Raw genomic sequence first — 21,614 nt, 5'->3', positions numbered from 1 at the left:
AAGCCTAGCCCACACCATTCTACAACACCGCAGATCCTTTCACTTTAATATTATCAGATGCGTTACCAACCAAAATGGTAAACTTGCCCGGCTCTAATGTCCAGTCGTTTTTCTTTTCATCAAAGTATTGGAACGCATCTTTATTCAATGTAAGTTTCACCACTTTTGATTCTCCTGCTTTCAGGAAAACTTTTTCAAAACCTTTCAACTCCTTCTCTGGTCTGTCAACAGAACATTTGTCCTGGTGAACATACACTTGCGCAACATCACCACCCTCTTTGCTTCCGGTATTTTTCACCGTCACATTTACAGACACAGTGTTATCGCTGTTTTTTGTCACAGTCAAATTGCTATAGCTAAAAGTTGTGTACGACAAACCATGACCAAATGCAAATTGTGGCTGCACTTTGTAGGTATCGTAGTAGCGGTATCCAACATAAATACCATCTTTGTATTCTTCATGAAGATTGTTGCCATAATCACCCAGTTTATGAGCAGGCACATCTTCTAATACTTTCGGGAAAGTAACAGGCAGTTTTCCGGACGGGTTAATTTTTCCGTACAACATTTCTGCAATAGCGGTACCACCTTCCATGCCACCGTACCATGCCTGTACAACAGCTTTTGTTTGACCGATCCATTTCGTCATATCAATTGGACCACCACCAATCAACACCACGATTGTATTTGGATTTGCTTTCAAAACTTCCTGTATCAACTTGTCCTGGCCAAAAGGCATTTTCATGTCTTTCTTATCAAAACCTTCCGCATCAAAAGCATTGTCGCTCCATTTTGAATAATCGCTGTAACCGTGCGTCCATCCGCCAAATACAATTGCAACATCGCTTTTCTTAGCTGCAGCAACTGCTTCTGCGATCAGCTGATCATCAGCATCAGCTTTTCTTTCAATTTTATATCCCTGGCTATATGTGAAGTTCACTTTATCTCCCATCAATGTTCTCAAACCTGCAAGCGGTGTGATCTCATACAAAGCCTTGACTTGTGAGCTACCACCACCCATTGAATTCTTGCGGTTTGCGTTCATGCCGATCACTGCAACATTTTTTACAGATGCAGAAAGTGGCAACAAGTTCTTTTCGTTTTTGAGCAACACGATACTTTCCTCAGCGATTTTCAATGCAGTAGCAGCGTGTTCTTTTGTTGCATATGATCCCGGTTGGCGTTGATCAAACATATGTGTGCGATACATGATGCGCAGGATGCGACGCACTTTTTCATCAATTATAGACTCAGGAACTTTGCCGTTTTTTACTAGCAGCAGTGCAGAATCCGCCATGTAGAATTTATTATAATCAGGATTCGGCAACATTTTCAGATCAGTTCCCATTTCAAGGTCACAACCGTTTAGCAATGCTTCTGATGCTACGTGTACCGCGCCCCAATCGCTCATTACAAGCCCGTCAAATTTCCACTCGCCTTTCAATATTTTGTTGATGAGGTAATCATTCTCCGTACAGTATTGTCCGCGGAAAAGATTGTACGATCCCATTAGCGTATTCACTTTACCAACGGTAACCGCCGCTTTAAAGCCCGGCAGATAAATTTCACGCAGCGCTCTTTCGCTCATGTTGATGTCAACAGTGTTGCGGTTTGTTTCCTGGTTGTTGGCAATAAAATGTTTCACACAAGCCGAAACACCCTGGTCCTGCACACCTTTAATATAACCCACCACCATTTGTGAAATCAGGTACGGATCCTCACTTTGATATTCAAAATTGCGGCCGTTCAACGGCGTTCTCATGATATTGATTCCAGGGCCAAGAATTACATCTTTGCCTCTTGCATTCGCCTCACTTCCCAACACACTACCGAAAGCATAACCCAGCTTGGGGTTCCATGTTGATGCAAGCGCCACGCCTGTCGGCAAATAAGTGCAGGAATCATTTACGTCTTTGTCAAGTGTCCAGTCACGACCATGTTCGGGGCGTACACCATGCGGACCATCAGAGGTCATAAGTTCCGGAATACCCAGGCGCTTTACTCCGCCAGATGTAAATGAGGAGCTTGCGTGGATCATGGTCACTTTTTCTTCCAGCGTCATTTGTTTGATGAGGGCCTCGATTTTCGCCTCATCGTTTTGAGCAACCGTAGTAGCCGGTGCCGACGTTTGTGCAACCGCAGGAGCGCTCATTGCCAAAACCGAAAGCACTGCCAGTGTAATTCTTCTCTTTGTCATATTGAGATATTTCATGTTTGCTGATCAGGGTTATCCATAAAAAAATCTTCCTGCGCCATACGCTGGAAGATTCGTTATAAGGTAAATATTATTTTAGCTCGTTTTTCTTTCATATCGGCAATCAATTATAATAGAGCAATTATTGGGTGCAATCTACTCTCCCAACCTCAAGAAAATGGTAGCCACTTGTTAATCGTTAGGTGACTATTTGTTAACTCCGCACAGTAGCAGCCTGTATTTCGCCTGCAAAGAACAGGATTTGGGACGTTGAAAGGATATTTTCTCCTACTACTTTAGTACGCCGAGAGGCGAATTAATAATTAATAATTAAGAATTAATAGGGCTGGCAAGCTTATGAAAACCGATTCGCAAGTAGGTGTAAATATTTTTTGGAGACGGGCATTTGTTCGTTGGTTGAACTCGTTGCGTCGTCCCGATTCGATTCCTCATCGGGGTTCCGATACGAAGTAAAATCGGAACCTCAGCAGTAGAATAAAGAGTGGCAATATAAAAGCACTTTCGGGGTGCCAGACCTGACAGTTTTTTGAAACCTGTCAGGTCTCGAACACCCGTAGTAATTTCGAACTCTTGCTATGATTAAACAGATTAAATAACCCATGTAGATAAAACAACCCTCCGCGTCGCCGCTCCGTTGCGTTCGCCCCGTGAAACGAAAATCCGTGTTAATCAGTCTAATCCGTGTCATCTGTGTGCAACCTCTCACAGCTTGTCCTGCAGCGCCTCTATCGCATTGGAGAGGTACACCATCGGAGCATTCCAGTTGATCGCGATCTCGTTACTCGCGTATGAACAGCTTTCATCCAGGTAGCAGGTTTCGGGTTCCAGGAATTCATATTTGCATCCGTCTTGCCTGCCCGGATTTGGGCCACCGGCCAGCAAACCCGGTACAGGTTCCACAATCCCATCCGCCACCGATGGGCGATGATGCGGATTCATTGTCGACTTCGTTCCAACACCCGTCAGGAAACAATAACCGGTCGCATTTCTGCCGAGTATATAATCAAGATTGGTCAGCGCCGCATCGAGGTACTTCTTATCCTTACTTAATAGATATGCATTGATCAACGCTATTCCCTGGTTGGCCGCGTTTGAATTACTACCCCAGTTAAAATCGGCTTTACTTTTTCCCATCACAGTTTTAAAAGCATTTGATGGGATAGCCTCTACATAGGCATTTGCGAAGCTCAAGACTTTTCTCTTCAGCATTTCGGTTTCCGAAGAACTAAGATCCAACGCCTTGCTATTTCTCAACAATGTATAAATACCAAGTCCGGAAACATTTCCCCAATTGGGAAGCGTCATCGGGTCATTGATATATTTCCTCAACTCATAAAGGTATTGTCCGTCTTTTGTGGTGGCAAACAATTCCGCCGCGGCCCAGCACCCCTCATCAACAAATCGGCCATCCCCGTAACCGCCGGTGGTTATTTTAGGAGAAAATTGTTTGTTGATGGCATTTTGATCGTAGCGAACATTCGGGTTTTTTAGCGCCCACTGCCATGCAGCAAGGGCGGCTTTCTCGCAGCTATCTGCAAGACCCGGTAACTGTGCTGAAAATTTTTTAAATATCCTGGCAGCCTGTGCGGTCACCGCTGCAAAATCCAGTGTGGCCGCCGTTCCTTTCTGCAGCACATATCGCGGTAGCTTCGTAACACCCGGCATTACCATTCCATCAAAAGCTGCGTTGGTACACTTATTATAAACACCGCCATCGTTGGGATCCTGCATGGTAAGCATCCAGCGCAGGTTGTAAATGACTTCGTTCAAAATATCCGGAACACCGTTGCCTTCTTCCGGAATGTTTGTCTTCAAAGTATCAAAGTAACCTGAAAAATCCTCATAGGCTGAAAGCAGCGTCCCCATTGTGATACCCGAGTTTACAATGTATTTGTTGTAATCTCCCGCATCATACCAGCCACCCGGGCAAGAGATCACGGTTCCTTCGGGTCGTTCTGTTGTGGCTGCCGAAGCATGTATCAACACTGCCGTATCCGGATGGCCTGCAGGTCTCGCCCATTTACCTGCATACTTTTCATAAAGCGGCATGGAAACACGCTGATAATAGTAGCCTTTTAATGATGCAACCGCGGCAACATAATTCACATTTTTCGAAATAGTAAACGGATATGAATTCTCGACGCCTTTTACCGCGACAAAATATTTTCCCGGTGTTTTAAATTTGCTGAAGTCCGCAGTTCGTGTTTGCAAAGATGAGTTGGAAGAATGTTGCAAGGCGGACAATTTACCGTTGTACACTACCTTGTTGTTGCTTGCAGAAACAATAGTAAAACCTGCGTCTGCAGAATCTTTTGTTACAACAATGGCCACCTTTGGTGCATTGGGATAGAAACCAAGTTGATTCATCCGCACCTGCGACTTTGCAATGACTGACATCATTAAAAAGAAAACTATGAGCGCATGTTTCATGGTGAAGTATTTAAAACCAGAACGCTGATTTTCATGATTATCATGATTTTTTATGATCTGAACAAAAAATCATGACAATCATTACAATCATGAAAATCTGCTTTCTTCTTTATGTCAAAATATCCTCAATCGCTTTCAACTCGCTTTCACTATAGTCGATATTATTCAGTGAATCGATATTGTTATCCAGCTGCGCAACAGAACTTGCACCGATCAGCACCGTTGTAATGCGTTTATCTTTTAGCAGCCACGAAAGTGCCATTTGCGCGAGCGATTGATTTCTTGTTTTAGCAAGTTCATTCAGCTTTTGTATTTTCTGCAAGCGTTCCGGTGTAATATCTTTTTCCTGTAAGAAGCCATGCTCTTTTGCTGCACGTGATCCTTCGGGAATGCCTTTCAGGTATTTGTCTGTGAGCATACCTTGTGCAAGCGGCGAGAAAGGAATACAACCCACACCATGTTTTTCCAGCACATCGAGCAAACCGCCCTCTACCCATCTTTCAAACATTGAGTATTTCGGCTGATGTATCAGGCAAGGTGTTCCCAAACTTTTCAAAATCTGAATAGCTTTGTCTGCCTGTTCTGCATTGTAATTTGACAAACCAACATACAATGCTTTTCCTTGTCTTACAACCGAATCAAGCGCCATCATTGTTTCCTCAATGGGCGTTTCAGGATCGGGACGGTGAGAGTAAAATATATCAACATATTCAAGTCCCATTCGTTGCAAACTTTGATCAAGACTTGATATCAAATATTTTCTTGAGCCCCAGTTGCCATAAGGGCCGGGCCACATGAGGTAACCTGCTTTTGAAGAAATGATCAATTCATCACGCAGATAGCCAGGGAAATCTTTTTTCAGGATTTTGCCAAAATTCTCTTCCGCTGAACCCGGTTCTGGTCCGTAGTTATTTGCCAGGTCAAAATGTGTAATGCCTCTGTCAAATGCACGGTGCACAATATTTCTGCCATTATCAAACACATCCACGCTTCCGAAATTGTGCCACAGGCCAAGTGAAATAGCCGGTAATAACAAACCGCTATTACCACAACGGTTATACTTCATTGAATCATATCTCGATGCTGATGGAACGTAGCTCATTGGTGTTTTTTTGAGAATGGAAGATAGGAATTTGTGTACGAAGTACGATGTACGGTGTACGAAATTCGTTGGAATATAAACCCATAAAGACTTTTGTATATCGTAAATCGAAAATGACGCTCTAATTTCTAACTCCTAATTCCTAAATTCTAATTCCTATTTCGCCTCCACCACCATTACCACCGCTCCTCTTGCCGGCACTTTCACTTTAATGCCGTTGGCCGTTGTGGATGAATATGATTGCAATGTATTATAGTTTGCAGGGCCGCCGGAAACACCTGAAGATCCGTTGCCGTTCACATATACTTTTCTTGAAAACTCTCCGTTATCAGATCCGCCTTCAAGACTGTACCAGTAGTAGCGATCGCCTTTCTTGAAGTTCTTTGTTGTAATCTGAATTTCTTGCACACTGGTTGACTTATTCACTATCGTTACACTCATTTGTCCCGACGTAAAAGAGGATGCATACGTTAATATGTTGCTGTTTGAATTTCCAGCGCTGATCATTCTGTCGCCGAGGAGTTTTTGAAAATAATACATGTAGTAAAACGACGGACGCGGATCCCATTTGTTTGCCCCGGGTTCGTCTCCTATATTAAATAACCCGTGATCATCACCATTGCTCCAACCATTGGCGAGGTCCCAGCGACTGGTCATTGCATATTTGTTTTTAATCGCCTCGTTTAGCAAAATCAAAGCATGAAGACCGTTAATATTTGACACCGCTTGTTGCGAACCTTGCGAAAAAATATTCCATTCTGTCAAAGCAACCGGCTTTGTCGCAACGCCATTTGACGTCATATTGGATGTAATGTAATTCATCATGTTGCTTGTCACAGAAGACGCACTATCCATGATTGCCTTAGCTGTGGAATTTGTATTGTAAGGCGTAAAGTAATTGTGTACAATGTAATAATCTGCAGCCGTTCCTGTATTACCCATTACACCGCTGTTCCAGTTCTTCTGCGTATCACCCATGTACGACGCAGGCGCAGCCTCCATCACAACCGCACCAATGTAAATGGTCTTGCCTATTTCCTGCGCCGCTTTGCGCATGGAATCTGCAAACACTTTAAAATGCTGGCCATATAAATAACCTGTATTCAGCAATGGTTGCCCATCTTTGTTAGTGGTTTGATCAATACGATAACCCGCTTCCCAATCGCCGTAGCTTTCGTTACCTATTTCCCAATATTTTGTGCGGCCATTATCGTAGCGAACCCAATCTGCTGCCATGTGCGCAGCTGCTGCAACGGGATTGTTGCTTGTTCCATATCGCGCATAACCGTAGTTCACCGTAATGATCCCCTGGCTACCAGTTTGCTGTAAAAGCTGGTAATATTTATCAACGCTTATTGTCCAGTCATCCTGGTTTTGTCCTGTCCAGTAGCCAGACGCAGCGCTCTTGCCGCTTGCATCTACGAGTGTGGCGGGTGCGTCTGCCGGAAACTTATTTATCGGCGCATTCCAGAAATAAATATCGCTGATGCTGCCTCCGGGAAAGCGTACAATGTTTGTTTTTAAGTTAGAAAGATGCGTCATTAAAGCCGGTTGCGACACGATCCCTGTCATCCAGCTATTGGCGTTGTTTCCAAAAATGGAAGGGGAAATTTTCGTGATCACATTTGCAAAATCAACAGTGACTGTCGATGGATTCGATGTAACAATAGTCGTGTCTTTATACGTTGGCGCGGTAAATGTTTTCGCTTTCCAGTCGTTCATAAAAATACCAATTGTTGAGGCCAGAGAAGGGTCAATCTGCGGATTGATCACTTCTGTAACAACAGTGTCTGTGGGGGGCGTTGGGGGCGGATTTCCACCACTGCTGCTGTCTTTTTTACAGGATAAGAATAAGATCGAGGCGCACAAAGCGAAACGTCCGGGAAATGTTTTCATCATGGCTAGCTTACTTTATTTTAAAAAATGAGGGTATAGCCACAGAGACACAGAGAAACGCAGAAATAAAAGGCATCATGTTTTATCAAAAACGAAAATGATTCTCTGTTCTTCTGTGCCTCAGTGGCAACAAAAAGGCCTGCTGACACCGCTGCATAGAAATACAGCGGTCCGCAGGCGTCTCATTTTTAATTACTACTTATAAAACCGAGTTTAAATTATTACTATTTGTTTGAGAATACTATGATTATTGAAAAAAAGGTTTTCAAAATCAATGCAGCATTCGACATCAAACAGCATTTTTGTTAAAAAAAATTGATACTCTATTATCAGATGTTTGTTTTGAAAATGCCTTAATTGGCGTGTACCAAAGAAAAAAATGTGGCTCAGGTACATTTGACCGAAGCGATATTGAAGCAATATCCGGCAATTAGCAAAGCAATCATCAGGTAATAAGGCTATTTCAAAAGTAACTACTTAATGTACTGGGGAATAATACTTTTTTGATATTTATACGTTGGTTTTAAACCAATAACTGAATAGACTGAATAACTGAAGGGTTGAATCATTGAATAATTGAGATTAAGAATGCAAGTGGTCGTTCAACTTCAGTTATTCAGTTATTCAGTTATTTGCCCTCTATTTTTAACGTCCACATTTCATGATTTTCCCTTACGTTTGCCCCGAACTTATATAACCATGAAAAGATTTTTTTTGCCTTTAACCGCGTTGGTGGCTATGTATCTGACGGCCTGCAACGGCGGTTCTTCCGATACTCCGGCCAATGACAACGCTGGCAATACACCAACCATTGCCGAACCTCCGGCTTTGAAATATACTATCGTTAAAGACTACCCGCACGACACACTTTCCTTTACGCAAGGATTGGTAGTGTATAATGGTAAAATGTATGAAGGCACCGGCGGCTCACCCGAATATTCTATTTACAAATCATGGGTAGGAACCGTAGACATAGAAACCGGCAAAAACATTCAAAAAGTGCCGCTAGACACGATCTACTTTGGCGAAGGCATTACCATTTTGAAGGATAAAGTTTACCAACTCACATGGAAAGGTCACAAAGGCTTTATCTACGATGCAAAAACATTGAAAAAACTGGGTGAGTTTCCTTTGAAAACAGAAGGCTGGGGCATTACGAACGACGGCACTAACCTGATCGTTTCCGATGGCTCCAGCAACCTGTACTTCCTTGACGCAAATACTTTCAATACAGCAAAAATTGTGAGTGTAACGGATAATAACGGTGGCGTTTCCGATATCAACGAGCTGGAATACATCAACGGTTTCATATTTGCTAACAGATGGGAAACCAATTACATCTACAAGATCAACCCGTCTAACGGGCAGGTAGCAGCCAAAGCTGATTTTACTGGTGTCATCGAGAGGTACACGGAAGGATTTGATGCTGAAACAAAAGGCGATGCAGTTTTGAATGGCATTGCGTATGATTCCGCTAGCAAGAAAACCTATATTACCGGCAAATTGTGGCCAAAGCTGTTTGAGGTAAAATTCGAGTAGTGAGCACACTGACGACGCTGATTAGACTAATTTTCACGGATTTTGTTCAAAATAAATAGAAGATACGGATTAGGAGGCAGTTTTTCCTGATCCGTATTTTTTTGGGCAGGAAGAAATCCGGGTTCCCAGACGCATTCAATGCGTCTCTACGGGGCCGCCGACCAACCAGCTGTACCGTTAATTCCTAATTTCTAATTCCTAACTCCTAATTCCGCCTTAAACGGCATCTAAAAACAGCCTCCCCCGCTCAGACTTTTTCCAATGTTTTTAATGTTTTATTAAACTTTTTACAACGTCTTTGGGCTTATCCACAGTTATCGCTAGTTTGTCAAGAACCCGTTGAATTATATTGGTTTCGTCCTAACTTTGCGCATCTTTTCAAATAGTACAACCACACTAATATTTATGAATTTATTTGAAGCGCAATCCGGTGAATTTAAAGGCAGGCACATTGGGCCAACAGAAGCAGATTCTACTCACATGCTACGTACAATCGGCGAAAATAGTCTTGAAGACCTGGTAGGAAAAACTGTTCCCGCAGCTATACGCATGCAACATGAACTGAACCTTCCTAACGCGATGAGTGAATATGAGTACTTGCAGCACATTAAGGAGGTTTCCCTTAAAAACAAAACTTTCAAAAATTATATAGGTCAGGGTTATTATGACAACATTACCCCTTCGGTTATTTTGAGAAATATCTTCGAAAACCCAGGTTGGTACACACAGTACACTCCGTACCAGGCAGAAATCGCACAGGGTCGTTTGGAAAGTCTTTTGAACTTCCAGACAATGGTAAGCGACCTGACTGCTCTTCCAATTGCCAACGCCTCTTTGCTTGATGAAGCAACTGCAGCAGCAGAAGCAATGACCATGTTCTTTAACGCACTGAACAAGGACCACGATCACATTTCCCGTCCCAAATTCTTTGTGGATAACGATACATTCCCGCAAACAAAGGATGTGATCATCACAAGAGCTGTTCCTGTTGGCATTGAAGTGGTTTTTGGCGATTACAAACAAGCACAGTTTGACGAAACATATTTCGGAGCACTTGTTCAATATCCAAATGACAAAGGTTCTGTAGAAGATTACCGTTTATTTGTCGACAATGCACACAAGGTGGGCGCATATGTGGTGATGACGACGGATCTTTTAGCGCTTACATTATTAACACCTCCGGGTGAGTTGGGTGCTGATGCGGCTTGCGGTGTGGCGCAGCGCTTTGGCGTTCCTCTTGGCTTTGGGGGTCCTCACGCTGCTTTCTTTGCAGTTAAAGATGAGTTCAAACGCAGCATTCCAGGCCGTATCATCGGTGTAAGTATCGATGCACAGGGCAACAGAGCTTTGCGTATGGCATTGCAAACACGCGAACAACACATCAAACGTGAAAAAGCAACTTCTAACATTTGTACTGCACAAGCGCTGTTAGCTAACATGGCAGCAATGTACGCAGTTTATCATGGACCAGACGGTTTGAAAAACATCGCACAACGCGTTGCTTTGTTAACTCAAACATTGGCAAACGAACTGCAGGAAGAAGGTTACGAACTGGTTAGCGAATATTTCTTCGATACCATTACCGTAAGAACTTCAGAAGCAAAAAGCCTGATCGCAAAAGCAGCTGAAAGACAAATCAATTTCCGTTTCATCGACAATAGCCACTTTGGTATTTCTTTGGATGAAACAACTACGCCAAATGATTTGCTGGACATCTTATTGGTGCTTGACAGAGAAAATGACAACGATGTTGCGGCCTTTAGCATCAATCACGAAGATGTATTGAGCGCTATTCCAAGTGCCCTTACAAGAACTTCTGAATTCCTTACACATCCTGTGTTCAACGCTCACCACAGCGAAACACAAATGATGCGTTATATAAAAATGCTTGAAAACAAAGATCTTTCTTTGAACACCAGCATGATCAGCCTTGGTAGCTGTACAATGAAATTGAACGCTGCCAGCGAAATGATTCCTTTAAGCTGGAGCCATTGGGCAAAAATGCACCCATTTGCGCCGGCAGATCAAACAAAAGGTTACCAGCAAATCGTGGATGAGCTTTCTGCTTATCTGTGCGAAATCACCGCATTCGATGCGTGCAGCCTGCAACCAAACAGTGGTGCGCAAGGTGAATACGCTGGTTTGCTAACCATTCGCGAATACCATGAAAGCCGCGGCGAAGGACACCGTGACGTTATGCTGATCCCTATTTCTGCACACGGTACAAACCCTGCAAGTGCGGTAATGGCGGGCATGAAAGTGGTTGTAGTAAAAGCTTTGGAAAACGGATACATTGATGTAGCGGATCTGAAAGCGAAAGCGGAGCAACACGCAGCTAACCTTTCCGGTATCATGATCACTTACCCGAGCACTTACGGTGTTTATGAAGAGACCGTAAAAGAAATTACTGATATCGTTCACCAACACGGTGGACAAGTGTATATGGATGGTGCAAATATGAATGCACAGGTTGGTTTAACCGCTCCGGGTCTTATCGGCGCTGACGTTTGCCACCTGAACCTGCACAAAACATTTGCAATTCCTCACGGTGGTGGTGGCCCTGGAATGGGACCAATCTGCGTGAAAAAACACCTTGCTAAATTCTTGCCTGGTCACGTTGAAGATACCCAGAACACAGTGGGCGAATGGAACGGCACCGAAAAACATGCTGTTTCTGCAGCACCATTTGGCTCTGCTTCTATCCTGTTGATCAGCTATGCATACATCCGCATGCTGGGCGCAAATGGTCTGAAGGCAGCTACAGAATTCGCTATCCTAAACGCAAACTACATGCGTGCAAGATTGGAAAAACACTACGACATTCTTTACACAAACCACAACGGTCAGTGTGCGCACGAGTTCATCGTAGACCTTCGTCCATTCAAAAAATCTGCAGAAATAGAAGCAGAAGATATCGCGAAACGCCTTATCGACTTTGGTTTCCACGCGCCTACCATGAGCTTCCCTGTTCCGGGCACGATCATGATCGAGCCAACAGAAAGTGAAGACAAAGCTGAGCTTGACCGCTTCTGCGATGCGTTGATCGCCATCCGCGAAGAGATCAAAGCAATCGAAGAAGGTACTGCAGATAAAAAAGAAAATGCGTTGAAAAATGCACCGCATACTCAATTTGCAGTGATCAGCTCTGAGTGGTCAAAACCATACAGCCGCGAAGCGGCAGCGTTCCCGCTTCCATATGTGAAGGAAAACAAATTCTGGCCTTCTGTAGCCCGTGTAAACAACACGTTCGGCGACAGAAACCTGATCTGTACCTGCGAGCCAATCGAAAGCTACATGGAAGAGCAAGTATAATCGCTTATTAACTTTCGACTATAGAGTGGCAGCCCGAAAAGGCTGCCATTTTTTTTGTGTTACACCTTCTCGCTGTTGGCGCGGACATGCAGCACGGCTATCGCAGCAGGGCGTGTCTGTGCCGGCATTACCACGCTGTCGGCACACCAGACCAGCTATTGCACGCACACGAAATCGTTGGCACGGATACGCATTCGCACAAGCCATGCTGCATATCCGCGCCAACGATTGTAGCTAGCTTCAGGCACTGTCTTATGGAAATTGAAGAATATTTCATCTATAAGAAACCATCCTCAACCAAAATCAACTATGCTTAAAAAATCCCTCAAATACCTGCTAATCATTCTCATTAACTTCCTGATCCTAAACCTGCTCCTTCTGTGGTGGACAGACGATATAGAACTTATCACCGGCTGGGCCAGGCCGGTTGAATTCCTGAAATTGTCGGGCTTCAGCTTATTAGCTTGTGTCCTGCTTCGACTTCTTGTGGTTTACTTCCGGAGAAAAAATATTCAACCGGTTTCCAAACGCTTAAAGATCGCGGCGATCGTAACTATTTTACTATCGTCCTACTTTTACGTGCATTACTTTTCTAAAATAAGAACTAACAGGTTTCTCAACGGACAGGTAAGAGACAGCGCTGCAAAAAAAGTAAGACTATCCTCAAAGATGGTGTCAGGATATAAGGCAGATAATTTGACGATTCAAGAATACAATGAACTAATTAAAGCAACTTGGTTCCCCTCCTTGCCTAAGGAAGCAACAGCAATACAACTTAGCTATGACTATTACATCTTCCCGCCTGATTATGTTTTTAGCTTGTCATATGATTTGCCTCCAACAATAAAAATAGATACATTCACTTATCACGACAAAAACTTTGAAAAATCCCAACATACGTACATTGAAAGCAACGTGCAAAAAGTAGATTTCGAACAAATGCTTTATTAGCAAAAATGCGATGCCGAAATCCATTTGCATAGCAAATCATTTCGCACACCGCACCTCATTAATCCAAAACCAAAAATTTTCAATTTTCAATTCCCCTACATCTTCGGTTTTCCAATATCCGCCATTATCTCATCACTGTGTTTATTCAGGTACTTACCAAAACGGGTCCAGTATTTTTCTCTTGCTGCTTTGTCGGTTATCGCAGCATCAATTAATTTATCAGCTTCTTCCATTGCTTTGTTAATGCTGTTCCAGCCGTCCACTTCATAGATCATTACCACTTCCATGTTATTACTTCCCCACCAATGGCGCAACATGCGATAGTTCTTTATCATTGCATTTGGTCTGATACCCTTGTCCACATACATTGCCATCAGCGAATCAAACTCGGACCGGCGCGCATCATCCGGAAGGGTAATCTGAAATCTTGTAACGATTACCGGATCAGGTTCTTTTGCCGGGGACATTTGTGCAGATAGTTTAGTGGTGAGCAATGCGCATAGCATTAGCACAGCAAAAAGGAGTTTCATTTTTTACTTTTTTAAATTAGATAATGGCAGTCTTTACAGAATACGTAAGGATTATTGGAAGTCTTGTCTCGTAACACTTTTGTGGAATTACTCAGAATGAAGAAATGCAGATCGCCGCACAGACAGGATAAAGCAAGCGATATATTTTAAAGAGGTAAGTAAAAATAACTATAGATTTTACCGATTCAAAGCAGTTGCGAAAATATTTTTTAAAAACCGAAAGACTTGGTTACAGAACCACACGGTGAGCTGTGTACGATGTACGGGGTACAGTGTACGAATTTCTTTATGATATAACACCATATTGCCTTTCGTACGCCGTACATCGTACATCATAAATGCATAGTCGAAGTTTTAGCTAAAAAGGCCAACAAATAATTTGGTATCGTAGTCGATTTTGATCAGGTTGTTTTCTTTATAATGATCAAACAGCACTTTAAGATCGGCGATCATTTCTGTATATCCATTATCATTTACAGATGGCACGTAGGAGGACGAAAGCAAACGCCCCTTTAATCCTTCGAAATCAAATATTTGGAAGTTATAAAAGACTTTCAGCTCACATGTCGCGGGTGCGAAAAATTTGTCGATATCAGTTTTGCTGATGTTGCGATGATCCACTTTCACATAATCCTGGGCATGTTTGATGATCAGTTCGTCGTATTCTTTTTCAAACGGAGAAAGTGTCAACCGTTCGTTCCATATCAACGCCACAAGTCCCTTTGGTTTTAATATGCGTTGAAATTCTGCTTTTGCTTTCACTACATCAAACCAATGAAACGCCTGCCCGGAGATGATTACATCAATGCTTCTTTCTTTAAGCGTGGTATCTTCAGCAGTACCGTTTATTGCCGTAAAGTTTTTGAATGGTTGCAACAATTCAACTGATTTTTCACGCATTTCTTTGTTGGGCTCAATGGCTGTTACGTGGTAACCTTGCTTTAAAAACAACTCGCTTGAAATGCCTGTACCCGCGCCAATGTCAGCTATTTTCTTATCAGTTGTCAATCCATATTCGTCTTCGAGAAATTCTACTACTTGTTCCGGATAATTCGGTCTGTAGCGTACATAGTCTTCTACCCTGTTGCTGAATCTTTCCGTGCTTTTGGACATGGCTTTGAGAGTTGTTTGTAAAGATAAAGATTTTACCGCTTTAGCATAAAGATGTACGGTGTACGTGGTACGATGTACGAAATAGTTAGAGTGAAACACTCGAATGACTTTCGTACATCGTACCTCGTACACCGTACATAATATGCGCATAAAAAAGCTGATAATCTACGACATTGCTGCCTTCTCCTGCTTATTATAAGCATCCGCCAATGCACGTTGCACTTCAAACGGCACGGGAACATAATCGTAAAATATCATAGAGAACTTTGCTCGTCCTTGTGTAAGTGAACGCAACGCAGACGAATAGCCATCCATTTCTGCCAGCGGAACTTTTGCGGATACCTTCTGGAAATGTCCCGCAGCATCAATGCCTTCCACCATCGCACGCCTTGTTTGCAAGTCGCCAATTACGTTGCCTGTTTGCTCGTCTGTGCATAATATTTCAACATTATAAACAGGTTCCAGCAACTGCGGATCAGCCATTTGAAATGCCTGGCGGAATGCCTGTAAACCAGCTATCTTAAAGGAAATATCGTTGCTATCTACCGGATGCATTTTACCATCGTACACACTCACACGCACATCCCGCACATACGAACCCGTAAGCGGACCATCCTGCATTTTTTCCATTACACCTTTTAAAATGGAAGGAATAAATCGTGTATCAATCGCGCCGCCAACGACGCAATTATAATAAACGAGTTTGCCGCCCCAGTCAAGCGGAATTTCCTCCTTACCACGAACGTTTAGCCCCTTCGGATCGGGCATATTTTCGGTCCATGGTTCTATGCGCATAAACACTTCAGCAAATTGCCCCGCGCCGCCACTTTGCTTTTTGTGGCGATAACTGCTTTCGGCCATTTTACGGATCGTTTCCCTGTAGGGAATGCGTGGCTTTTCAAAATGTACCTCGAGATTATACAAATGTTCAAGCTTCCATTTGATCACCTGCAAATGCAATTCTCCCTGGCAATGCAAAATGGTTTGCTTTAGTTCCTGAGAGACTTCCAGAATAATCGTAGGGTCTTCCTCCTGGAGCTGATGAAGGGCTTGTGACATTTTCTCTTCCTCGCCTTTATTTGTGCTGATCGCCATGCTGAGGTTAGGCTTGGGAAACTCTATCGGCATCATTTCATAGTTTCTGCCTTTTTCGTGAAGTGTATTGTTTACATGCGTGTTCTTTAGTTTTATCATAGCACCAATATCGCCGGCAACAAGTTCCTGCACCGACACACGATCATGCCCTTCTACCACAAACAACTGGTTTACTTTTTCCACTACACCTGTTGTTTCATTCGTTAGTTCCATGCCTGTTCTTATAGTACCCGAATAGACTTTAAACAAAGACATTTCTCCTACATGTGGTTCCGTAATTGTCTTAAACATGAAAATGCAGACAGGACCCTTTGCATTGCATTCGAGTTTGCCACCGTTCTTCATGGTTTGGGGTGGCATTTCATTGGCGGATGGGCAAACATTGTCGATGAATCCCATCAACCGGCCGCTTCCCATATTGCGCTCTGCAGAAACACAGAACAAAGGAAACAAGTCATGATTGATCATTGCTTTCTTCAAACCTTCTCTCATTTCATCTTCTTCCAATGTTCCTTTGTCAAAATATTTTTCCATCAACGTTTCGTCGTTGCCTGCGACCAGCTCTACAAGATCTTTATGGAGTTGGTCCGCTTTATCTTTTTCATCGTCAGGAATAGGTAGCTTTTCGGGCTTTCCTCCTGCATCTTTAAATTTATACATCACCATATTCAATACATCAATGATGGCGTGAAAACCTGCACCCTGCTGCATTGGGTATTGTATCATGGCAATCTTGTTACCGAAGTGTGACTTTGCTTCGCGAACGGTTCTGTCGAAGTCCGCTTCATCGCTATCAAGTTTCGTTACGCAAAATATCATGGGAGTTTTGAACTGCTCGGTGTATTCCCAAATGATGTCGGTGCCTACTTCCACACCCATATCTGCATTCAGCAACATTACGCCGGTATCGGCCACACGAAGTGAAGCGATCACTTCGCCAACAAAATCATCATAACCCGGAGTATCGATAACATTTATTTTGTAGCCGCGCCATTTGGTGTGAAGTAAAGTAGAGAAGATGGAATTGCTGCGTTGCTGTTCGAGTTCGTGGTAGTCGCTTACTGTATTTTTTTCTGCAATTGTTCCGCGGCGCGTGGTAAGACCTGCTTCATAGAGCATGCATTCCGCTAATGTCGTCTTACCGGCGCCGGCGTGGCCCAGCAAGACAATGTTTTTTACGTGTAAAGTATCGTATTCTGCCATGGCAAACGTTTTTGGTAATTAATAATTAGTAATTAATAATTAATAATTAAAAGAGTGACAAACTTGACAAAAAACATACTGCAAATTTGCTTAAGAATTTGTCGGCAACATTCAATAACCAATGCAGCCCTATTAATTATTAATTGGCCATTAAAATTGTAACCTATGGAGTACGGAGATGAGATGGAATTAGTATTATGCCGTATACTGATGAGAGAACTTTTTAAAATCTTCCTGCAAATTATCAAGCACATTTTCTAAATAATGATAGCGGTCGTTAAGATCTTCATGCTCGACGTAAGTTGCTTCGCTGAAATGTCCGTCACTTCTGTTCATTTCCCACTCAGCAAATTTTTCATGGTTCTTAATATCATGCTTAAGATCATGCACATTTAAAAGCTGGATGCGAAATTGATTTTGAAAATGTTCGATGTCGTGTTGCGACTCTCGGTCCGTTAGATGTGGAGCCATCTGAAGTAATGATCTTTCGAGTTGCGTAAGTCTGTCGCGGTTGGAACGAAGTGTATTTTTCCAATTTGTACACTCCGTAGAGAACTGTGTTGTGTCTGTAGTAACCATGGGAATAAATTTATAAAAGTGAAGAAATGAAACCTCCTTCCCAGGGGGCGTTTACTATTCCTAAATTAATATAGTTTATTTGAAAAAGCCATGATTCTGGTGTTAAAAAGTGAGCATTTTTTGAAGATATTATGAATCAAGGTTTTGAGTTTTGAGTAATGAGTTTTAAGTTAGACGCAAAAGTTTGGAGGTGAAATAAGTTTGGAAATCTAAACAGCTACCACCCATAAGTCATTACTCATGACTCACTACTAATTCAAGATTTTTTACTAGGTTTGAATTACCATGCGAAGAATCTTCGAAATTATAGGCAGTAGTTTTAAAATGGCTATAGATGAGTTCAGGGCGAATAAACTAAGAACCTTTCTTTCCCTGTTTGGCATCACCATTGGTATCTTTTGCATCATTGGTGTACTGGCAACGGTAAACAGCCTTGAACGCAATGTGCAAGGCGATATCAAAGCACTGGGCAGTAATTCTATCTACGTGCATAAAACAGATTTTTCGCAGCAAAATCCCTGGTGGAAAACGATGGGATACCCGAATGTTACTTATCAGGAAATGGGTCAACTGAGACGCAAAGTGCCGGCTATTAAAAATGCGACTTTCCTGCTGAATTCCAATGACAAGATCGATTATGAGAGTGAAACAATGACCGGGGTTAACTATTATGGTATCACGGAGGATTTCAACAATATCCAGAACGTAGAAATTGTGTCCGGCAGATACCTTCAGCAATCAGACTTTGACCGGGGCGCCAATTCTATCGTAATGGGCAACGATGTGGCCGAGCAACTTTTCGGCTCTGCCGAGAGAGCTGTTGGAAAAGAAATTGAGATGAAGGGTAAGAAAGGATTTGTGGTTGGCTTGATCAAGAAGCAAGGTAAGAGTATGATCGGTGGGTGGGATTTCGACAATTCTATGATTATGCCCTACCAGTTTTTACGCGGATTGGTGAATGAAAAATCTGTGGAGACGACCGTTATTGTACAGGGACAGGAAAAAATTCCGGTGACTGAAATGCGCGATGAATTGACCGGTGCCATGCGCTCCATCAGAAGACTAAAACCTACGGAGAACAACAATTTTACTTTAAACGATATAGACTCCTTCAGCAGTTTTGCTTCGGGCATTTTCTCCGGTATTAACCAGGGCGGATGGGCCATTGCAGCACTTTCACTGATCGTAGGCATGTTTGGAGTGGCCAATATTATGTTTGTGACGGTAAGGGAACGTACCAGCCAGATCGGACTTAAAAAAGCCATCGGTGCCAAACGCGGCGTTATCCTGATGGAGTTCTTAATGGAATCGGCATTCTTGTGCATTCTAGGCGGCCTCATCGGCTTGGCCCTGGTTTTCATTTTGACCAAAGTCTTTTCTTCTATGCTGGGCTTCCCAATCTATATTTCCCTTGGTATATTATCGCTGGCCATTGGCATTTGCATATTCGTTGGCGTATTGGCGGGCATTATTCCCGCGACGATTGCTGCGAGGATGAATCCGGTGGTGGCGATTAGAAGCAAGTAACAGGCCGCAAGTCGTAACTCGCAGGGCCGGACTGGTAGAGTTTATGAAACCTGTATCCGCCTACGAACAGCAACATGCAACCTGCATCCTTTCCCCGCTTTTTCCTACCTTCGCACCTTAAATTTTCCGACTTTGAGCGTTACAATTCTGGCAATTGAATCTTCGTGTGATGATACTTCGGCCGCTGTTTGCAGAGATGGTGTGATGTTGTCCAATCTTATTGCGAGCCAAAAAGTGCATGCGCAATATGGCGGCGTGGTGCCGGAGCTCGCATCACGTGCACACATGCAAAACATCGTGCCTGTGGTAGATACCGCTTTGAAGAACGCAAATTGTACGCTGGCTGAAATTGATGCAGTTGCCTTTACACAGGCACCAGGCTTAATCGGTTCCTTACTTGTAGGTGCCCAGTTCGCTAAATCATTGTCGCTGGCGCTAAATAAGCCGCTTATTGCGGTTCACCACATGCAGGCACATGTGCTGGCAAACCTGATTGACGAACCGCGTCCAGCATTTCCTTTTTTATGCCTCACTGTGAGCGGTGGTCACACGCAAATCGTATTGTGCGAATCACCGGACAAATTGAGCGTAATCGGCGAGACAACGGATGACGCAGCGGGTGAAGCTTTTGATAAATCGGCAAAGCTATTAGGGCTTCCCTATCCTGGCGGCCCATTGATCGACAAATACGCGAAGAACGGCGATCCGAAGCGTTTTGCATTTCCAGAACCACAAATTCCCGGACTGAATTTTAGCTTCAGCGGACTGAAAACCGCCATCCTGTATTTCCTGCAAAACGAAACAGCAAAAAATCCAGCTTTTATAGAAGAGAATATGGCTGATATCTGCGCGTCCATTCAGCACCGCATCGTTACCATTTTGCTTAACAAACTCAAAAAAGCTTCAGATCAAACAGGGATTAAAAATGTCTGTATTGCTGGTGGCGTTTCAGCCAACAGTGGCCTTCGCGACGGTCTTACCGAGCTGGGCAAAAGAAAACACTGGAATACATTCATTCCTCCGTTTCAATACTGCACCGATAACGCCGGCATGATCGCCATTACTGCGTATCATAAATTCCTCAATAAAGACTTTGCGGATTTGAGCGTGGTGCCGAGTGCAAGAGCGGAGTGGTAATTAATAATTAATACTAGATATTCAAAAACGATGAACATTCACGTGGTAATGCAATCGTTGTTTTATTCATTATTGAATATTAAATGACCCTACACTTTTAACCGGCTCCAATGAACTTTCAGTGACACACTATTAATTACTAATTATTAATTATTAATTCGTCATATGGCCAACACTTTCTTCCGCTTCAAACAATTCACCATTCACCAGGATAAATGCGCCATGAAGGTTTGTACCGATGCCTGTGTGTTTGGGGCCTGGGTGGCAGAGAAATGGAAGGACGGGAAAGAGGAAGTGAGTGTGCTGGATATTGGTACAGGAACGGGCTTACTTACACTGATGTTGGCCCAAAAGCTAAATGCTTCTTTTGATGCGGTGGAAATAGATGATCAAGCTTTTGAACAAGCTTCAGAGAATTTTGATGAGAGTGAATGGAAAGATCGTATTACTATCCAACACAACGATATCACGCAGTTTTCTGCTGCGCAAAAATTTGATCTGATCGTTTCCAACCCTCCTTTTTACGAGCGGGATTTAAAGAGCGATAAACACAAGATCAATCTTGCACGACATGATAGCTCTCTGACCCTTTCAACGCTTTTACAAACCTGCAATACTTTGCTCGCAAGTGACGGCAGCATTGTGTTGCTTCTGCCTTATCACCGCCTTGCTGATCTTGAGAAAGAGGCGCAAGCAAACGGATTACACATTGTCCATTTGCTACAAATGAAACAAACCACTACACACAGTTATTTTCGCATTGGCGCTGTTTTGCGTAAGCAGTTTGCAACATGTGTTGTGGAAGACATCGCGATTAAAGATGCGTTGCAAAAATACACCAATGAGTTTGTAGAGTTGCTGAAGGATTATTACTTGTATTTGTAAAACAGGAATGCAAATTTTTATGATTGTGAAGCGTTCATGATTGTCACGTTCTCCAACACTTTTAATCTCAAATCACTACAATCATGAAAATTTTGATAGT

The 21,614-nt window shown here is 43.0% G+C and carries 14 protein-coding genes; 6 read left to right on the top strand and 8 right to left on the bottom strand.

Going from position 1 to position 21,614, the window contains the following annotated elements; genetic code table 11:
- Positions 1-19 precede the first annotated feature (19 nt).
- From QJ048_RS05965 to QJ048_RS05950, 4 genes are all read right to left on the bottom strand, one after another.
- Complete coding sequence (locus QJ048_RS05965) at positions 20-2,197, bottom strand: beta-glucosidase (RefSeq protein ID WP_282333421.1); 2,178 nt, start codon at positions 2,195-2,197, stop codon at positions 20-22.
- 720 nt (positions 2,198-2,917) lie between these two features.
- Positions 2,918-4,645 carry a glycoside hydrolase family 9 protein gene (locus tag QJ048_RS05960; RefSeq protein ID WP_282333420.1) on the bottom strand — a complete coding sequence of 576 codons (1,728 nt, stop codon included), beginning with the start codon at positions 4,643-4,645 and terminating at the stop codon, positions 2,918-2,920.
- 109 nt (positions 4,646-4,754) lie between these two features.
- Entirely contained in the window at positions 4,755-5,747 is a 993-nt protein-coding gene (mgrA, locus tag QJ048_RS05955) for an L-glyceraldehyde 3-phosphate reductase (RefSeq protein ID WP_282333419.1), read from the bottom strand.
- Positions 5,748-5,903: 156 nt separating this feature from the next.
- Positions 5,904-7,646 carry an alpha-L-arabinofuranosidase gene (locus QJ048_RS05950; protein WP_282333418.1) on the bottom strand — a complete coding sequence of 581 codons (1,743 nt, stop codon included), beginning with the start codon at positions 7,644-7,646 and terminating at the stop codon, positions 5,904-5,906.
- A gap of 696 nt (positions 7,647-8,342) precedes the next feature.
- Between QJ048_RS05950 and QJ048_RS05945 the strand changes: the two genes are divergently transcribed.
- From QJ048_RS05945 to QJ048_RS05935, 3 genes are all read left to right on the top strand, one after another.
- Positions 8,343-9,182, top strand: coding sequence for a glutaminyl-peptide cyclotransferase (locus QJ048_RS05945; protein ID WP_282333417.1), 840 nt, complete (start codon positions 8,343-8,345; stop codon positions 9,180-9,182).
- Positions 9,183-9,587: 405 nt separating this feature from the next.
- Positions 9,588-12,494: an aminomethyl-transferring glycine dehydrogenase gene (gene gcvP / locus QJ048_RS05940; protein ID WP_282333416.1), complete on the top strand. Its 2,907-nt coding sequence runs from the start codon at positions 9,588-9,590 to the stop codon at positions 12,492-12,494.
- Positions 12,495-12,803: 309 nt separating this feature from the next.
- Complete coding sequence (locus QJ048_RS05935; RefSeq protein ID WP_282333415.1) at positions 12,804-13,445, top strand: hypothetical protein; 642 nt, start codon at positions 12,804-12,806, stop codon at positions 13,443-13,445.
- Positions 13,446-13,540: 95 nt separating this feature from the next.
- On the opposite strand, the gene QJ048_RS05930 is transcribed toward QJ048_RS05935, so the two are convergent.
- The 4 genes from QJ048_RS05930 to QJ048_RS05915 form a co-directional block, all read right to left on the bottom strand.
- Positions 13,541-13,975 carry a hypothetical protein gene (locus tag QJ048_RS05930; RefSeq protein ID WP_282333414.1) on the bottom strand — a complete coding sequence of 145 codons (435 nt, stop codon included), beginning with the start codon at positions 13,973-13,975 and terminating at the stop codon, positions 13,541-13,543.
- A gap of 354 nt (positions 13,976-14,329) precedes the next feature.
- Positions 14,330-15,088 carry a class I SAM-dependent methyltransferase gene (locus QJ048_RS05925; RefSeq protein WP_282333413.1) on the bottom strand — a complete coding sequence of 253 codons (759 nt, stop codon included), beginning with the start codon at positions 15,086-15,088 and terminating at the stop codon, positions 14,330-14,332.
- Positions 15,089-15,253: 165 nt separating this feature from the next.
- Positions 15,254-17,386 carry an elongation factor G gene (locus QJ048_RS05920; RefSeq protein ID WP_282333412.1) on the bottom strand — a complete coding sequence of 711 codons (2,133 nt, stop codon included), beginning with the start codon at positions 17,384-17,386 and terminating at the stop codon, positions 15,254-15,256.
- 195 nt (positions 17,387-17,581) lie between these two features.
- Positions 17,582-17,965 carry a hypothetical protein gene (locus QJ048_RS05915; protein ID WP_282333411.1) on the bottom strand — a complete coding sequence of 128 codons (384 nt, stop codon included), beginning with the start codon at positions 17,963-17,965 and terminating at the stop codon, positions 17,582-17,584.
- A 285-nt stretch (positions 17,966-18,250) separates the two neighbouring features.
- Between QJ048_RS05915 and QJ048_RS05910 the strand changes: the two genes are divergently transcribed.
- The 3 genes from QJ048_RS05910 (at position 18,251) to QJ048_RS05900 (ending at position 21,514) form a co-directional block, all read left to right on the top strand.
- A complete protein-coding gene (locus tag QJ048_RS05910; RefSeq protein WP_282333410.1) occupies positions 18,251-19,492 on the top strand; it encodes an ABC transporter permease in 1,242 nt (413 codons plus the stop codon).
- A 132-nt stretch (positions 19,493-19,624) separates the two neighbouring features.
- Positions 19,625-20,629, top strand: a complete 1,005-nt coding sequence (gene tsaD, locus QJ048_RS05905; RefSeq protein ID WP_282333409.1) for a tRNA (adenosine(37)-N6)-threonylcarbamoyltransferase complex transferase subunit TsaD — start codon at positions 19,625-19,627, stop codon at positions 20,627-20,629.
- 165 nt (positions 20,630-20,794) lie between these two features.
- Entirely contained in the window at positions 20,795-21,514 is a 720-nt protein-coding gene (locus tag QJ048_RS05900; RefSeq protein WP_282333408.1) for a tRNA1(Val) (adenine(37)-N6)-methyltransferase, read from the top strand.
- Positions 21,515-21,614 lie beyond the last annotated feature (100 nt).

The sequence above is a fragment of the Pinibacter soli genome (assembly GCF_029961145.1).
Classification (GTDB): Bacteria; Bacteroidota; Bacteroidia; order Chitinophagales; family Chitinophagaceae; genus Pinibacter; species Pinibacter soli.
Note: the sequence above shows the minus strand (reverse complement) of the source record. Positions and strands in the feature narration are given on the sequence as shown.

Excerpts from the sequence above, each read along its gene's own strand:
- QJ048_RS05935 (WP_282333415.1), top strand. The coding sequence starts at position 12,804 with ATGCTTAAAAAATCCCTCAAATACCTGCTAATCATTCTCATTAACTTC.
- gcvP (WP_282333416.1), top strand. The coding sequence starts at position 9,588 with ATGAATTTATTTGAAGCGCAATCCGGTGAATTTAAAGGCAGGCACATT.
- QJ048_RS05965 (WP_282333421.1), bottom strand. The coding sequence starts at position 2,197 with ATGACAAAGAGAAGAATTACACTGGCAGTGCTTTCGGTTTTGGCAATG.
- QJ048_RS05945 (WP_282333417.1), top strand. The coding sequence starts at position 8,343 with ATGAAAAGATTTTTTTTGCCTTTAACCGCGTTGGTGGCTATGTATCTG.
- QJ048_RS05900 (WP_282333408.1), top strand. The coding sequence starts at position 20,795 with ATGGCCAACACTTTCTTCCGCTTCAAACAATTCACCATTCACCAGGAT.
- QJ048_RS05915 (WP_282333411.1), bottom strand. The coding sequence starts at position 17,965 with ATGGTTACTACAGACACAACACAGTTCTCTACGGAGTGTACAAATTGG.
- QJ048_RS05910 (WP_282333410.1), top strand. The coding sequence starts at position 18,251 with ATGCGAAGAATCTTCGAAATTATAGGCAGTAGTTTTAAAATGGCTATA.
- QJ048_RS05960 (WP_282333420.1), bottom strand. The coding sequence starts at position 4,645 with ATGAAACATGCGCTCATAGTTTTCTTTTTAATGATGTCAGTCATTGCA.
- QJ048_RS05930 (WP_282333414.1), bottom strand. The coding sequence starts at position 13,975 with ATGAAACTCCTTTTTGCTGTGCTAATGCTATGCGCATTGCTCACCACT.
- QJ048_RS05920 (WP_282333412.1), bottom strand. The coding sequence starts at position 17,386 with ATGGCAGAATACGATACTTTACACGTAAAAAACATTGTCTTGCTGGGC.
- mgrA (WP_282333419.1), bottom strand. The coding sequence starts at position 5,747 with ATGAGCTACGTTCCATCAGCATCGAGATATGATTCAATGAAGTATAAC.
- QJ048_RS05950 (WP_282333418.1), bottom strand. The coding sequence starts at position 7,646 with ATGATGAAAACATTTCCCGGACGTTTCGCTTTGTGCGCCTCGATCTTA.
- QJ048_RS05925 (WP_282333413.1), bottom strand. The coding sequence starts at position 15,088 with ATGTCCAAAAGCACGGAAAGATTCAGCAACAGGGTAGAAGACTATGTA.